This is a genomic window from Amycolatopsis sp. 2-15 (assembly GCF_030285625.1).
GTDB lineage: Bacteria > Actinomycetota > Actinomycetes > Mycobacteriales > Pseudonocardiaceae > Amycolatopsis > Amycolatopsis carbonis.
In genome coordinates this window covers 4,195,489-4,208,855 of sequence record NZ_CP127294.1, presented here as the reverse complement: position 1 = coordinate 4,208,855, position 13,367 = coordinate 4,195,489, and the positions used below count along the sequence as shown (strand labels likewise).

Here is a 13,367-nt window from a genome sequence, read left to right as displayed (position 1 = left end):
GAACGGGGCCGGTGGTCACCCATCGGCCCCGTGTCGCTTTCCCTCGGATTAGTACTGCAACGGCACTTCGTGATGCCGTCGTCGGTAATGCCGGTGCGGACTCGGGCTTGGCTCGTTCGCTGCCTGCGCCCTCGTGACCAGTGCAGGCACGGCCGTACCGGGCGTCGCCGCGACGCTCAGCGAGAATGCGGGCACGACCGTCCTGCTGCTGGAGGCCGGCTCAGAAGCAGGACCGGCTGCGATAGCGGCGTGGCCGGCATGGCGGTGCCACTGGACTGCGCGGTCGACTGGGCCGCCCACACCGCGTCACTGCCGGAGCTTCGCGGCCTGGACCTGCCGTACCGTGTGGCCGCGGGCCGCCGCGGATCGAGCTCGGGTCAATGCGATGGCATCGCCCGTTGCGACGGGTGAACAAGCCGCGATTCGCTGTCGACTGCACCGACTTCCTGGCCCGCGAGCGCAAAGGCGCCCGCCGCCAGGAGCGCCAGCCCGGAATGGTTCCCCCGCTTCCGGGAACCGTTCCGGGCCGAGGCTTCTGAGGAATGGCTTTCGTGCGACTCGGATGTGATGGGAGAATTAAGGAGTGCCCCGGTCGTCACCGCCGAGTCTGGAGCCGCCCATCGATCCGGCGCGGCAGGGGTGCCGCGGGCTCGTCCGTGAGCTCGTCGGGCAGCAGGTGCGCCGGGGCGTTCTGCCAGGCGAGCGGGCGCAGGAACCGGCGGATCGCCGTGGCGCCGACGGAGGTGTGGAGACTGTTGGTCGCCGGCCACGGGCCGCCGTGGTGCTGAGCCCAGCTCACGGCCACACCCGTCGGGAAGCCGTTGAACACCAGACGGCCGACGCGCCGGCCGAGCTCGGTGACCAGGTCCTTCGGTGTTTCGTCCGCACCGAGGTGCAGCGTCGCGGTGAGTGAGGCGGGCGCCTGGTCGAGGACGGCGAGCAGCTCGGCCTGAGAGCGGTACCGCACGATCACGGCGGCGGGACCGAAGTACTCCGCGAACGCCTCGGCGGGGATGTCGGCGGCGTCCACTGTGGCCAGAAGCGGAGCCACCCGATACCCGTCCGATCCCGGGTTCGGCCCACTGGCCACTTCGGACACCCCGCTTGCGCGAACGAGCTCGGCGGTGTCGCCGAGGTAGGCCTCGTGGATCCGCCGGTTGAGCAACGGCACCACTTCCGCGGTGCCGAGCGCTTCGGCCGCGGCGGCGACCACGGCGTCGCCCTCGGCGCCGGCCGGCACCAGGGCCAGACCGGGTTTCGTGCACAGCTGGCCCGCGGACCCGGTCACGGACGCGACGAGCCCCGCCCCGATCTCCGCGCCCCGCTCCCGCGCGGCGGCAGCGGTCACGACCAGGGGGTTGAGGCTGGAGAGCTCACCGTAGAACGGGATCGGCTCCGGGCGGCCGTGGATGAGATCCAGCAGCGCCCTGCCGCCGGACAGCGAGCCCGTGAACCCGACCGCCTTGATCGCGGGATCGGTCACGAGGGTCTCCGCCGCCGCCCGGCCGAAGACCAGTCCGAGCGTCCCAGCGGGCGCACCAGCCGCGACCAGCGCTTCACGTAGGACCTCGTGGACGAGCCGCGACGTCCCGGGGTGCGATCCGTGCGCCTTCACCACCACGGGGTTCCCCGCCGCCAGCGCCGACGCCGTGTCCCCGCCGGGCACCGAGAACGCCAGCGGGAAGTTGCTCGCCCCGAACACGGCCACGGGCCCGATCGGCACCAGCATGCGCCGCAGGTCCGGCCGCGGCCCCATCGGCGTCGGCCCGGCCGGGTCGAGGGTCGCCTCGACGTAGCCGCCGTCCGCCACGACGTCGGCGAAGAACTCGAATTGGTAGCACGTGCGGGTCAGCTCCCCGCCGAGCCGCGCCGCACCGAGCGCGGTCTCGGCGTCGGCCACGGCGATGATCCGCTCACGGGCGGCTTCCAGCGCCCGGGCCAGCGCACGCAGCAGGTTCGCCCGGCCTCGCCGGCCCAGCGCCTCCAGCTCCGGCGCCGCCGCGGCCGCCTCTGTCACGATCGCGCGCACTTCGGCCACGCTGTTCTCCACCGCGCTCGGCACCAGCGCCGCACCGGTCCACGGATCGGCTCCGGCGACCGGCCGGTTTTCCAGGGTTGTCACAGTTCTCTCCGAATCAGGTACGAGGCAGCGCGGCGACGGTTTCGGTGTCCACACCCACCGGGCCCAGGTGGGTGGCACCGCCCGGAGTGCCGAGCGGGGCGTCGCGGCCGGGCAGCGCCTCGGTGAAGAACCCGGCGTTGTCGGCCGTGTTCCACTCGGCGTCGGTGCCCGTGAGCATGCGGTCCGCGAGCGCCGCGCCCGTCGGGCACGCCTGTTCGCAAGCGCCGCAGTCGATGCACTCGACGGGGTTGATGTACATCTTGCGGTCGCCCTCGTAGATGCAGTCGACCGGGCATTCCTCGGTGCACGCGCGGTCGAGGATATCGACGCAGGCGTCGGTGATGACGTAGGCCATGGCCGGGTTTCCTCTCGGGTCAGGCGGGGACTCGCAGGGGCCGGGCGGCGGGCGCCGGGCCGTCGGTGGAGTGCCCAGGGAAGGTGGAGGCGGCCGGGTCGAGGTGGACGGCCGCGTGGTTCACGGCGGTGGCCGCCTCGCCGAAGCCGACCGCGATGAGCGGGACGCGGCCGTCGTAGGTGCAGATGTCACCGGCCGCGAAGACGCCGAGCCGCGACGTGCGCAGGGCTGCGTCGACCACGATCTTGCGATCGTGTGTGGCCAGGCCCCATTGCAGCAGTGGGCCCGGGTTCGCGACGAAGCCCAGCGCCGCCACGACGTGGTCGCACGCCACCTCGGTCGTCTCGCCGCTCACCGTGTCGCGCAGGACCGCGCGGGTAACCCGGTTCTCGCCGTGGAGCCGGTCGACGGTCGCGTTGGTCAGCACGGTCGCCGGCCCGGACAGCACCTGGCCGACGGTGTGCTGGTGCGCGCGGAACGTGTCGCGGCGGTGCACGAGCGTGACGTCGGCAGTGTGCTGCAACGTCTCGGCCCAGTCGAGCGCCGAATCGCCGCCGCCGACCACGAGCACACGGCGGCCGGCGAGCTCGGCCGGGTCGCGGACGAAATAGGTGAGCCCGCGACCCAGGAACTCCTCACCGCACGGCAGCTTGCGCGGCGAAAAGGTGCCGATCCCGCCCGTGACCACGACGGCGCCGGCCTCCAGCGCGGTACCGTCGTCGAAGCCCAGCCGCAGCCCGCCGTCCGCGAGGTCGTCGAGCGCCGTCGCCCGGTGCCCGAGCAGCATCCTCGGCGAGAACTGGTCGAGCTGCTCCACCAGTCCCCGCACGAGGTCACGGCCCTTCACCGCCGGGAATCCGGCGACGTCACGGATGAGCTTTTCCGGGTACAGCGCGGTGATCTGCCCGCCGGGCTCGGGCAGCGCGTCGACGACCGCCACCGACAGCCCGCGCATCCCCGCGTACACCGCGGCGAACAGCCCTGCGGGGCCGGCGCCGACGACCGCGACGTCGCAGCGCGTCACGGCTGCTCCGCGTCGTAGACCGCGAAGACCTTGTTGGACACGAAGATGTTCGACGCCACGAAGCTCGTCCAGCTCGGCCCGCGGCCCAGCTCGCGCATCGCGCCGAGCAGCGCCCACCAGTTCAGCAGCTCCTGCTGGCCGGCCTTCTCCGCGTCGGCGAGTGTCGTGTTCTCCCACACCGAATAGTCGGCGGCGACGAGCGCGTCGTACATCTTCTCGTCGGCCGCGGAATCGGGGAACAGCCGCATCGTCGAGTCCACGAGGAAGCTGTGCGACCAGCTGGAGCTCGCGACGAGCGCGACCCGGTACGGGCTGTCCGCGCAGATCCGCGCGACGGCCGCGCCGACGTCCATGATCCGCGCCGGCGAAGGCGACGGTGGGTCGAGCTCGCGCTCCACGCCGAGCGGGCTGATGTTGCCCTGGAAGCTGATCACCTTGCGTCCGTAGCAGTTCAGCGGGAACGTGACCACCGGGTAGTCGAAACCCTCGCGGTCGTAATCGAGGTACAGCACCGTGTTGAGGAACGCGTGCGCGAGACCCGGGTGGTGCAGCGGCTCGTAGGAGTACGGCACGTCGATGTGGCGCGCGAGCAGCCCCTCCACCAGGTGCCGAGCGAAAGGCTTGTGTCCACGGATGAGGCGCTCGGTGTTCTCGCCCTCACCCCAGACGTTGGGCTTGCCCTTCATGTTCGACGACTCGTCGGCGTGGCGCCACGGGTGCACGGTGAGGTCGTCGTAGATCTGCACGGCGTACGGCGGCACGAGGTCCTCACGGAAGTTCTCGTACTGGTCGTCGCCCCAGATCAGCACGACGTCCGGCTGGAACTCGTCCAGCGCGGCGCGCGTGCGGCGGAACCCCTCCCGCAGCGCCGCGCGGTGCGCCTTGCCGGCGGCGACGCCTTCGTCCTCGGCCCATTCCCGGCGGGCCCGCTCGGGCCACGACGCCGGGTCGCGCAGTTCGGCAGGCAGCTTCGGGTCCGCGAGCGCGCCGCGGAACACCCGCGTCAGGTTGTCGTCGGTGCCGCTCAGCGGCGGGTAGTGGGTGACCCCGAGACCCAGTACTTCGGCCATGGTTCCTCCTCGTCGTCGAGTGGGTGGTGACGTCCAGTCTCGGAACAGGCGGGACCCGCGACCACGCCTCGGACCGGCGAGTGGACCGGTGGGACTCATCGGCGACCGTCAGTCGTGACGATGAAGAAGTGACTGACACGATCGAAAATCCCGTCGCGCAGGTACTGCACCGAGCCCGCACCGGGCGCACCCTCCTCGACGCGGCGACGGAAGCGACCGCGCTGTCGCTGGAGAACGCGTACGAGATCCAGGACGACCTCACGCGCCTGCGCCTGGCCGAAGGACGCTGCGCCGTCGGCTACAAGCTCGGCTACACGTCCGCGGCAATGCGCCGGCAGATGGGCGTCACGGCGCCGAACTACGGTCCGCTGCTCGACGACATGGTGCTGCGCGACGGCGCGCAAGCCACCGGCTTCCTGCACCCACGCGTCGAGCCGGAGATCGGCGTGATCCTGAGCCGCGACCTGGCCGGGCCGGGGCTCGCGCTGCACGAAGTCGCCGACGCGATCGCCGAGGTGCGCGTGTGCCTCGAGGTCGTCGACTCGATCTGGCGCGACTACCGGTTCACCGCCGAGCAGAACACCGCCGACGGCTCCTCGGCCGCCGGTGTCGTGCTGGGACCGGTGCTCGACGTCGAACCGCTGCAGGCCCACCGCGTCACCGTCGAGCTCCAAGAAGACAACGCCCTCGTCGCGACCGCGACCTCCGCGGCGGCCGCCGGCCATCCGCTGCACGGCGTGGCGTGGCTGGCCGCGCAGCTCGCGGCGCGCGGAAGTGGCTTGAAGAAAGACGAGTTGATCATCACCGGCGGCCTCACCTCCGCGGTGCCGCTGCGGCCGGGCAGTACCATCACGGCCCGCTTCGACGGCGCCACCACTGTGAGCGTCGGCAGGCCCGCGGGCGAAACCGACGCGTGAACCCCGCCGGTCAGTGCAGGGGGTAGCCCAGGAGCCGACTGATGCTCAGGGCGGCGGTCCGCACCGCCGCCCCGAGCCGCGCCGGCTGCAGGCGGTTCGCGGGCCCTGTCACCGAAAGCCCGGCGACGGCGCGGTGGCCGTCGCGCCCGACGTAGCTCTCCACCACGATCGGCGCCGCGACGCAGGCGATGCCGCGCGTGCCCTCTTCGCGGTCGTAGGCGATGCCGGAATCGTGGATCTTCGCCAGCTCGCGCAGGAAGTGCTTCGGGTCGGTGATCGTCGTGCCGGTCCGCGCCGGCATGGGCGCGGACGTCACGCGCTCCACCGCGGAGTCGTCGCTGAACGCGAGGATCGCCTTGCCCAGGCCGGTGCAGTACGCGGGTAACCGCGCGCCCACGGCCGAGGGCACGGTGGCGCTGTGCTGGCCGGTGAGCTTCTCGACGTACACGATGTCGGTGTCGTCGAGCACGCCCAACTGCACGACCTCACCCGTCGCCGTCAGCAGGTCGGCCATGAACGGCAGCGCGGTCGCCCGCAGCCGCCGTGAAGCCGGCACGTGCTGGCCCAGCTCGAACAGGTGCAGCCCGAGCCGGTAGCCGTACGTGCCGCGTTCGAGCATCCGGTGCGCCACGAGGTCCAGTGCCAGCCGGTGCACGGTCGCCTTCTTCAGGCCCGTCCGGCGCGCGAGCTCACTGAGCCCGACCTCGCCGGGGGAGGTCGCGACGGTGTCGAGGATGAGCAGCATCCGGTCCCCCACCGACCGGTGCTGCTCCGTCTCCTCGGCACTGATGCGCATCCGGCCACGATATCCGTTCTCGGCCGTCAGGCCGGGTTTGTTCGGGTGGGGTCGACCGTCGGTGCGGCGCCGACTACGGGGTACCCAGCAGGTCTCGCCACCGGCGCCAGAACGCCCGCTGCTGCACCTCGTCGGACGCGACGAACGGCCCACCGGTGGCTTCCTTGTGGATCCCCCGCGAGATGTCCGACCACGGCGACTCCGTCGCGACGGCGAACCCCTCCTGACAGGACTCGCAGGCCTCCATGTCGTCCGGCGTCGCCAGCCCGCCCGGCCCCTGGAACGTCACATACGAGTCCAGCCGCCGCGCCCGCACTGACTCCGGCTCGCCCTTCGTAGCCATCGTCCACTGCGCCACCAGCGTGCGCCCGGCCGCGGTCGGCGTGATCGTGCGCACGACGATGCCCATGATGTCGTTGATCACGAGGTTGGGGAAGATCAGCAGGTTGCGGTCGGTCGTCGCGATCCGGCGCGCGCGGTCCGCACCGAACTGCTCTTCGAGCCGCGCCCGCTGCCCCTCGACGTACTCGCGGTTCTCCTCCCCCATCGCCGGCGTCCACCGGGCGACGGGCCGGGCCCACGGACCCTCCACGGTGATCACCGCGTGACCGTTGCCCAGGTCCTTCGCTTCGGTCGCGTTGCGCGGGTCGAGATAGGAGTCCTCGGTGGACTTCAGGTAGTCGAAGTACGTGCGGTGCAACGGGATCAGGTGGTAACCGTCGAGGCTGTTCTCCACGAACAGCTTCCAGTTCGCCTCCATCGAGTACTCGTGCACGCCCTCGACCACCTCCATGTCCGGCGACTGGTCGGCCACCAGGTCGAGGTAGTCGCGGGCTTCGCCGAGGTACTCGGGCAACGTGACGGCGTCGGGGTCGAAGCAGCAGAAGACGAAACCGCGGTACTCCTCGACCCGCGGCGGGGCGTTCAGGCTGAAGCGGGACCGGTCGAAGTCGGGGCCGTAGCCCTCGACGTCGGGCAACGCGGTCAGGCGGCCGTCGTTGGCATAGGTCCACGCGTGGTAGAAGCACGACATCCCGCGCGCGTTGCCTTCGGGCACGCGGCACAGCTGGGCGCCGCGGTGCCGGCACGCGTTGAGGAACACACGCACCTCGCCGTCGCTGCCGCGCCACAGCACGAGCGGACGACCCGCCACTGTGCGGGCGCGGAAGTCGCCGTTCGTCGGGACTTCCGAGACATGGCCGACGTAGAGCCAGCACTTGTCGAAGATGGCGCGGCGCTCCTGCGCGAGCACGCCCTCGTCGACGAGCGCGGCCCGGTCGACGCGGAAGAGCCCGTCGGCGGGGCGGTCGTCGACCAGCGGGGTGGAAGGGGGTGCGATCAGTTCGGAGGTCATCTCCAGCTCCTTTGCCGGGAGTTCGGTCGGGTGAGCGCTGCGAGCAGGGCCTCGGGGTTCGTCTCGCGCACGGCCTTCGCGAACCCCGCGGGCAGCGCCGGGTCGCCGAGGAACCCGAGCGGGTCCGTCGGCATGAACGGGTGGTCCGTGCCCAGCACGATCCGGTCCGGTCCGACGGTCTCGGCTAGGTGGCGCACGAGGCCGGCGTCGAACAGCAGCGGGTCGAACCACAGGCGGCGTGCAGAGTCCACAGCGGACTCGGGCATCAGCTCCCGCAGCGCGGGCGTGATCCCGCGCAGGTAGTCGATCCGCGGCAGCTCGGTGATCAGAGCGCCGCCGCCGTGGCTGGCCAGTAGCCGCAGCCCGGACCGGGCGGCCAGCGCGCCCGTGACGATCAGGCCGCCGAGCGCGGTGCCGATGCTCGCGGGGAACACCACCCCGTTGGCGGCCATCGGGTGCGGGTAGTCGGCGACCGCCGCTCCCCCGGCCGCGTGCACGAACACGAGCAGGCCCAGCCGCTCGGCCTCGTCGAGGAACCCGGCCCATGCCGGCGCGTGCAGGGGTGCCGTCGGCGGGTTCGAGGGCACCTCGACGCCGAGCAGGCCCGCGTCGGCAATCTCGGTAAGCAGGCCGGCCGCGGCAGCGGGATCCTGCAGCGGAACCACGCCCAGGCCGGTGAAGAACCCGTCGTGGTGCCGCACTGCCTCGGCGAGCCACGCGTTGAAGGCCCGCGCGTACGCGAGCCCTTCGCTCGGCGACGCCCACGGCGCGAGCAGCTCGGGCATGGCCGACAGCAGCTGTCCGGTGCCGCCGACGGCTTCCGCGGCCGCGCGGCGGGCATCGAGGTCCCAGGCGACGCGGTGCACCGTCCGGAACGGCTTGCCGGACACGGAGACGACCCCGGTAGCGGTGTCGAGCCGGGCCCAGCGCGGGTCGGACGAGGTGCCGAACGGCGTTTCCGGGGGCACCACGTGGGTGTGCAGGTCTAGCACGGTCACGCTCCCGTCACAGGATGATCGACACGGTGCCGCCGGCCTCGACGATGCCGTGGTCCAGCGTCGCGACGCGTTCGCGGACGAGGAACGCGGCGCCGTCCTCGACGAGCACGTGCCGGTAGGTGCCGAGGAAGTGGTCGAGCTGGCCCAGCCGAGTGCGCATCACGTGGAAGTTGGCGTGCGCCACCACCGTGTCGCCGAGCGGTGCGGCCCGGACGTTGGTGACCAGCCGGCGCGTGCGCGAATGCGGGCTTTCGGCGTGGGCGTGCTTGCTCTTCAGCCGGGTCACGCGCCCGCCGAGGCGGGTGTGGTCGTCGTGGATCACCTGCAGCGTGAAGCGCGGGTCGAGGTGATCGGAGCCCGGCGACGGAATGCGGTACTCGATCTGCGGGTGCATCAACGCGAACCACTCGTCGAGCCGCCACTCGTCGAGCAGGGCGGCTTCGTGGTACAGGAACTGCTCGACGCGGTGGTGCAGGTCGGGTGTGGTGACGGCGGCGGTCATCGGGCCTCCGATCTCGAAGCGAGGGTGACGAGCAGGTCGGCCAGCTCGCCGGGAGCGGACAGGAACGGGCTGTGGGAGGTGCCGAGCCACGTCACGTCGGCGCCGAGCCGCTCCTTGGCCGTGCGTTCGGCCCACTCCCCGGAGACGGCGCGGTCGGCGCGGCAGCCGACGTAGTGCATCGGCAGCTCGGGAAACGCCTGCAGGGGCGTGACTTCCGTGATCGGCGCCGGGGATTGGGGTCGCAGCCGGGACGCGGCCGCGGTGGCTGTCGCAGGTGGACAGTCGTGGAAGAACAGCTCGGCCGCGACCGACGCCGGCCACACCGTGCGCCCTTGCTCGTCGCGTTCCTGCTTCGGTAACCCGTTGTCGTAGAACCAGTCCGCCATCGGGCGGCTGAGCGTCAACTGGTCCCGCCACGACCGTCCCGGCTCGGGCAGCAGCGAGGCCAGGAAGACGAGCGCGGCGACCTCCGTCCGCTGCGGGACCAGCGGAATCGCCAGCCCGGCCAGCGAGTGGCCGACCACGACGTCGCCAGGGCCGCATACAGCAGCGGCGATCGTGGCGGCGTACTGGCGGGCGCCCGCGCGCATATCGTCGGACGGCAGCTCCACCGCCGTGGCCGAGTGGCCGAGCGCCGCCAGCGCGGAGATCTCGGCCTCCCAGCACCACGCGCCGTGCCAGCCGCCGTGCACCAGCACGAAGTGCGTCATGCCGGGCCCGCCGGTTTCGCGGCCTGCCGCTCGGCGAGCGTGACCCCGCCGACGAGGACCTCCGTCGCGGGAACTTCCACGACCCACACGCGCACCGACGTCTCCGGCACGGAGATCGCCTCGGCCGCCGCCGTGGACACGGCGCGGATCAGCTGGTCTTTCTGCTCGGGCGTGCGACCGGACCCGAGGTTGATCTGGATGAACGGCATGGTGTCCCTTTCCCTTACTCTGCGCCGAGGGTGACGCTGCCGAGCCCGTTGAGCGTCGCGGTCACGGTCGATCCGGCTTTCAGCGAAACGGGCGCGGTGAGCCCGCCCGAGAGCACGACCCAGCCGGCCTCCAGGCGTTTGCCGGCGAGGGCGAGCTGGTTGGCCATGAACGCGACGGCGGCGGCCGGGTGCCCCATCACCGCGGCACCGGCGGCCGACTCGACGACCTGCCCGTCGACCTCGAGCACGCAGCCTGTCAACGCGAGATCGCCGTGGGGCGCGACCAAGTCGTCGCCCAGGGCAAAAGCGGCCGAGGATGCGTTGTCGGCGATCGCGTCGAGGTGGCGGAAGGAGAAGCCCTCGTACCGGCTGTCGATCACGTCGAGCGCGGCGCAGAGGTAGCGCGTGGCGGCGAGGACGTCGGAGACCGTCACGTCGGGGCCTTCCAGCGGCTCGCCGAGCACGAACGCGATCTCCGGCTCGACCCGCGGTTGGATCAGGTCCTTGAGCGACAGGCGCGAGCCCGAAGCGCGGCTCATGCCGCTGGTGACCAGGCCGTAGAGCGGCTTGTCCACGCCCATCGCGATCTGCTTCGCGCGGCTGGTGAGGCCGAGTTTGCCGCCGACGAGCCGTTCGCCGCGGTCCAGGCGCAGGCGCACGAGCGCGTCCTGCACCTCGTAGGCGGTGCGGAGGTCTGCCAGGCCGTCCGTGGTCAGGGGCGCGACCGTGGCCTGCGAGGTGGCGGCGTCGTCGAGCCGGCCCGCCCAGGTGCGAACGCCGGTCATGCGGCCACCTCCCCGTCGCGGGCAGCGCTGAAGGAGACGCCGACGTGGCCGAGGTGTTCGAAGTCGGCTCGAACGGTGTCGCCCGGCTTCAGCTCGACCGCGCGCGTGCAGGTTCCGGGCATGATCACGTCGCCAGGGCGGAGCACCACGCCGTTGTTCGCCACGACGTTCGCCAGCCAGGCGACGGCCTGTGCCGGATTTCCGAGCACTGCGCCGCTTGCACCGGTCTCCACGATTTCGCCGTTGCGCCGCAGCACCACGCCGATCAACCGCGGGTCGAGTGCGTCGATCGGGGTCCGCTTCCCACCCAGGACAACCCGGGCAGAGGAAGCGTTGTCCGCCACCGTGTCCACGATGCCGATCTGCCAGTCCTCGATCCGGGAGTCGATGATCTCCAGGGCGGGCATTACAAACGCCGTGGCTGCGAGTACGTCGGCCACCGTCACACCCGGGCCCTCCAAGGGTGCGTCGAGCACGAAGGCTAGCTCCGGTTCCACTCGGGGTGCGATCAACGAGCCGATCGGCAGCGGCTCCCCCTCTGGGTGAAACATCGACGCGAGCAGATGACCGAAATCGGGACGGTCAACGCCGATCTGTTGCTGCATCACGCGTGCAGTGAGCCCGACCTTGTGTCCCCGCACGGCGTCGCCCTCGTCCGCGCACCGGAGCCTGATCCCCTCCTGCTGCACGAGGTACGCGTCGTCGATGTCGGCGTGGGGATACCTGCGGCTGATGGGACTGATCGGAGCCGAACGCCGCTCCGCGTCCCACAGCTCGCTCGCAAGCTGCCGGATTTCCTCTTCGCTGAGTGCCATGCAGACATGGTCGGGCGCAACGCCACCTGCATCAGCACGACGGTCCGCGCAATGGACCGCTCGGGTCGATCACCCAGCGGTCCGCGAACGAGAACGGCATCCCGTCCAGTGGACCAGAGGGTAGAGCCGGGCCTACACGCCACGCACCCTGATCGCCACTGACCGTTCTTTGGGAGAGTGGGCAATGACGACCAATGAATCCCTGTTCATCGGTGGCGAATGGACGGCGTCGGCGAGTACCGCGACGATCTCCGTCCATTCATCGAGCACCGGGCGGTTGCTGGGCACCACGGTGTCAGCCGATCGATCCGACGTCGATCGAGCAGTCACCGCAGCCCGCGCCGCGTTCGACGACCCAGTCGGCTGGTCCGCATGGCCGCCGCACGAACGCGCCGCCGCCCTGGAGCGGTTCGCCGACGCTCTGGAGAAGCGCAGCGACCAGATCGCGCGCACCGTCAGTGAGCAGAACGGCATGCCGATCTCGGTGTCCAGCCAGATCGAAGGGCGCTTCCCGGCCGCCATGCTGCGTTATTACGCGGGGCTGGTCACAGTGGGGCCAATGGAGTCCAGCCGGCCCGGTCTGCTTGGTGGCACCACCCACGTGCGGCGCGAGCCTGCGGGTGTGGTGGCCGCCATCGCCCCCTGGAACTTCCCCCAGGCCCTCGCTGCGCAGAAGTACGCACCCGCGCTCGCCGCCGGGTGCACCGTCGTCCTGAAACCGTCGCCCGAGACGGTGCTGGACACCGCGGTGGTGGCCGAGGCAGCCGTCGAGGCAGAACTGCCGCGCGGGGTGCTCAACGTGGTGCCTGCCGGAGCCGACGTGAGCGCCTACCTCGTCGGCCACCGCGGAGTTGACATGGTGGCTTTCACTGGTTCCACCGCCATCGGACGGCAGATCGCAGAACTGTGCGGCCCATTGATCCGCCCGGTCGTGCTCGAACTCGGCGGCCGGTCCGCTGCGGTCATCCTGGACGACGCCGACCTCGACCTCAGCCGGGTGGGCGAAGCGCTGTTCGGGGCGATGCTAATCAACAACGGCCAGACCTGCTTCCTCTCCAACCGGGTGCTAGCGCCACGGACCCGCTACGACGAAGTCGTCAGCACCCTTGCCGCGTTCGCCAACTCCCTCGCTGTTGGGGAAGCACTCGACCCCGCCACGCAAATCGGACCCCTGGTTTCCGAACGCCACCGCAACCGGGTCGAATCCGCGATTGAGAAGGGCATCGACGACGGCGCCCGGCTCGTGGCCGGAGGCGTGCGGCCCGCGGGGCTGGACGACGGCTGGTTCCTGCAGCCCACCGTCCTGGCGGACGTTGATAACAGCTGGTACGTCGCGCGAGAGGACGTCTTCGGCCCGGTCATCACCGTCACCCCCTACGACAGCGAGGAGCAGGCGATCATACTCGCCAACGACTCCGATTACGGCCTCGCAGGCAGCGTGTGGACGGCCGACCCCCAACGTGGTCTGTCCGTCGCCCGCCGAATCCGCACCGGCAGCGTCGGAATCAACGGCTATCTGCCCGACCTCGGGGCACCCTTCGGCGGTGTCAAGCACAGCGGCATCGGCCGCGAACTGGGCCCCGACGGACTCGCGACGTACCAACGGTCCAAGTCAATCTTCCAGCTGTAATAGGTGCCGGCGCCGAACGAGTGGCGGGCAGACGCGCTCGAACTGTGCCAGGGCCGAGCGCGGGCGGAGGCACCCCCGCG

The 13,367-nt window shown here is 71.2% G+C and carries 14 protein-coding genes; 2 read left to right on the top strand and 12 right to left on the bottom strand.

The window, feature by feature from the left end; all coding sequences use genetic code 11:
- Positions 1–595: 595 nt before the first annotated feature.
- The 4 genes from QRX50_RS20915 to QRX50_RS20900 are packed head-to-tail and all read right to left on the bottom strand — an operon-like array spanning position 596 to position 4,571.
- The gene (locus tag QRX50_RS20915) at positions 596–2,122 is read right to left on the bottom strand and encodes an aldehyde dehydrogenase family protein (RefSeq protein ID WP_285973606.1); all 1,527 of its coding nucleotides are present in this window, start codon (positions 2,120–2,122) and stop codon (positions 596–598) included.
- A gap of 13 nt (positions 2,123–2,135) precedes the next feature.
- A complete protein-coding gene (fdxA, locus tag QRX50_RS20910) occupies positions 2,136–2,477 on the bottom strand; it encodes a ferredoxin (protein ID WP_285973605.1) in 342 nt (113 codons plus the stop codon).
- A gap of 19 nt (positions 2,478–2,496) precedes the next feature.
- A complete protein-coding gene (locus QRX50_RS20905; protein ID WP_285973604.1) occupies positions 2,497–3,501 on the bottom strand; it encodes an NAD(P)/FAD-dependent oxidoreductase in 1,005 nt (334 codons plus the stop codon).
- Positions 3,498–4,571 (bottom strand): DODA-type extradiol aromatic ring-opening family dioxygenase, encoded by a 1,074-nt coding sequence (locus QRX50_RS20900; protein WP_285973603.1) that lies wholly within the window; start codon positions 4,569–4,571, stop codon positions 3,498–3,500. The genes QRX50_RS20905 and QRX50_RS20900 overlap by 4 nt, the downstream gene beginning before the upstream one ends.
- A 128-nt stretch (positions 4,572–4,699) precedes the next feature.
- On the opposite strand from QRX50_RS20900, the gene QRX50_RS20895 reads away from it, so the two are divergent.
- Positions 4,700–5,488, top strand: coding sequence for a 2-keto-4-pentenoate hydratase (locus tag QRX50_RS20895; protein ID WP_285973602.1), 789 nt, complete (start codon positions 4,700–4,702; stop codon positions 5,486–5,488).
- Between the two features lie 10 nt (positions 5,489–5,498).
- Here QRX50_RS20895 and QRX50_RS20890 read toward each other — a convergent pair whose 3' ends face one another.
- From QRX50_RS20890 to QRX50_RS20855, 8 genes are all read right to left on the bottom strand, one after another.
- Positions 5,499–6,284: an IclR family transcriptional regulator gene (locus QRX50_RS20890; RefSeq protein ID WP_285973601.1), complete on the bottom strand. Its 786-nt coding sequence runs from the start codon at positions 6,282–6,284 to the stop codon at positions 5,499–5,501.
- Positions 6,285–6,357: 73 nt separating this feature from the next.
- Positions 6,358–7,638, bottom strand: coding sequence for an aromatic ring-hydroxylating oxygenase subunit alpha (locus QRX50_RS20885; RefSeq protein WP_285973600.1), 1,281 nt, complete (start codon positions 7,636–7,638; stop codon positions 6,358–6,360).
- Positions 7,635–8,636, bottom strand: a complete 1,002-nt coding sequence (locus QRX50_RS20880; protein ID WP_285973599.1) for an amidohydrolase family protein — start codon at positions 8,634–8,636, stop codon at positions 7,635–7,637. Before QRX50_RS20880 ends, QRX50_RS20885 begins: the two co-directional genes overlap by 4 nt.
- Before the next feature lie 7 nt (positions 8,637–8,643).
- Positions 8,644–9,138, bottom strand: coding sequence for an aromatic-ring-hydroxylating dioxygenase subunit beta (locus QRX50_RS20875; RefSeq protein ID WP_285973598.1), 495 nt, complete (start codon positions 9,136–9,138; stop codon positions 8,644–8,646).
- Complete coding sequence (locus tag QRX50_RS20870) at positions 9,135–9,848, bottom strand: alpha/beta hydrolase (protein ID WP_285973597.1); 714 nt, start codon at positions 9,846–9,848, stop codon at positions 9,135–9,137. The genes QRX50_RS20875 and QRX50_RS20870 overlap by 4 nt, the downstream gene beginning before the upstream one ends.
- Positions 9,845–10,057, bottom strand: a complete 213-nt coding sequence (locus tag QRX50_RS20865; protein WP_285973596.1) for a tautomerase family protein — start codon at positions 10,055–10,057, stop codon at positions 9,845–9,847. Before QRX50_RS20865 ends, QRX50_RS20870 begins: the two co-directional genes overlap by 4 nt.
- Before the next feature lie 14 nt (positions 10,058–10,071).
- Positions 10,072–10,842 (bottom strand): 2-keto-4-pentenoate hydratase, encoded by a 771-nt coding sequence (locus QRX50_RS20860; RefSeq protein WP_285973595.1) that lies wholly within the window; start codon positions 10,840–10,842, stop codon positions 10,072–10,074.
- Positions 10,839–11,657, bottom strand: coding sequence for a 2-keto-4-pentenoate hydratase (locus QRX50_RS20855; RefSeq protein WP_285973594.1), 819 nt, complete (start codon positions 11,655–11,657; stop codon positions 10,839–10,841). The genes QRX50_RS20860 and QRX50_RS20855 overlap by 4 nt, the downstream gene beginning before the upstream one ends.
- Positions 11,658–11,841: 184 nt before the next feature.
- Here QRX50_RS20855 and QRX50_RS20850 point away from each other — a divergent pair, with 184 nt between their 5' ends.
- Positions 11,842–13,287 (top strand): aldehyde dehydrogenase, encoded by a 1,446-nt coding sequence (locus QRX50_RS20850; RefSeq protein WP_285973593.1) that lies wholly within the window; start codon positions 11,842–11,844, stop codon positions 13,285–13,287.
- The last annotated feature ends 80 nt before the right edge of the window (positions 13,288–13,367 follow it).

Bases quoted from the DNA above. Each gene is read 5' to 3' on its own strand.
- fdxA (WP_285973605.1), bottom strand. From the start codon at position 2,477: ATGGCCTACGTCATCACCGACGCCTGCGTCGATATCCTCGACCGCGCG.
- QRX50_RS20900 (WP_285973603.1), bottom strand. From the start codon at position 4,571: ATGGCCGAAGTACTGGGTCTCGGGGTCACCCACTACCCGCCGCTGAGC.
- QRX50_RS20890 (WP_285973601.1), bottom strand. From the start codon at position 6,284: ATGCGCATCAGTGCCGAGGAGACGGAGCAGCACCGGTCGGTGGGGGAC.
- QRX50_RS20885 (WP_285973600.1), bottom strand. From the start codon at position 7,638: ATGACCTCCGAACTGATCGCACCCCCTTCCACCCCGCTGGTCGACGAC.
- QRX50_RS20875 (WP_285973598.1), bottom strand. From the start codon at position 9,138: ATGACCGCCGCCGTCACCACACCCGACCTGCACCACCGCGTCGAGCAG.
- QRX50_RS20870 (WP_285973597.1), bottom strand. From the start codon at position 9,848: ATGACGCACTTCGTGCTGGTGCACGGCGGCTGGCACGGCGCGTGGTGC.
- QRX50_RS20865 (WP_285973596.1), bottom strand. From the start codon at position 10,057: ATGCCGTTCATCCAGATCAACCTCGGGTCCGGTCGCACGCCCGAGCAG.
- QRX50_RS20860 (WP_285973595.1), bottom strand. From the start codon at position 10,842: ATGACCGGCGTTCGCACCTGGGCGGGCCGGCTCGACGACGCCGCCACC.
- QRX50_RS20855 (WP_285973594.1), bottom strand. From the start codon at position 11,657: ATGGCACTCAGCGAAGAGGAAATCCGGCAGCTTGCGAGCGAGCTGTGG.
- QRX50_RS20850 (WP_285973593.1), top strand. From the start codon at position 11,842: ATGACGACCAATGAATCCCTGTTCATCGGTGGCGAATGGACGGCGTCG.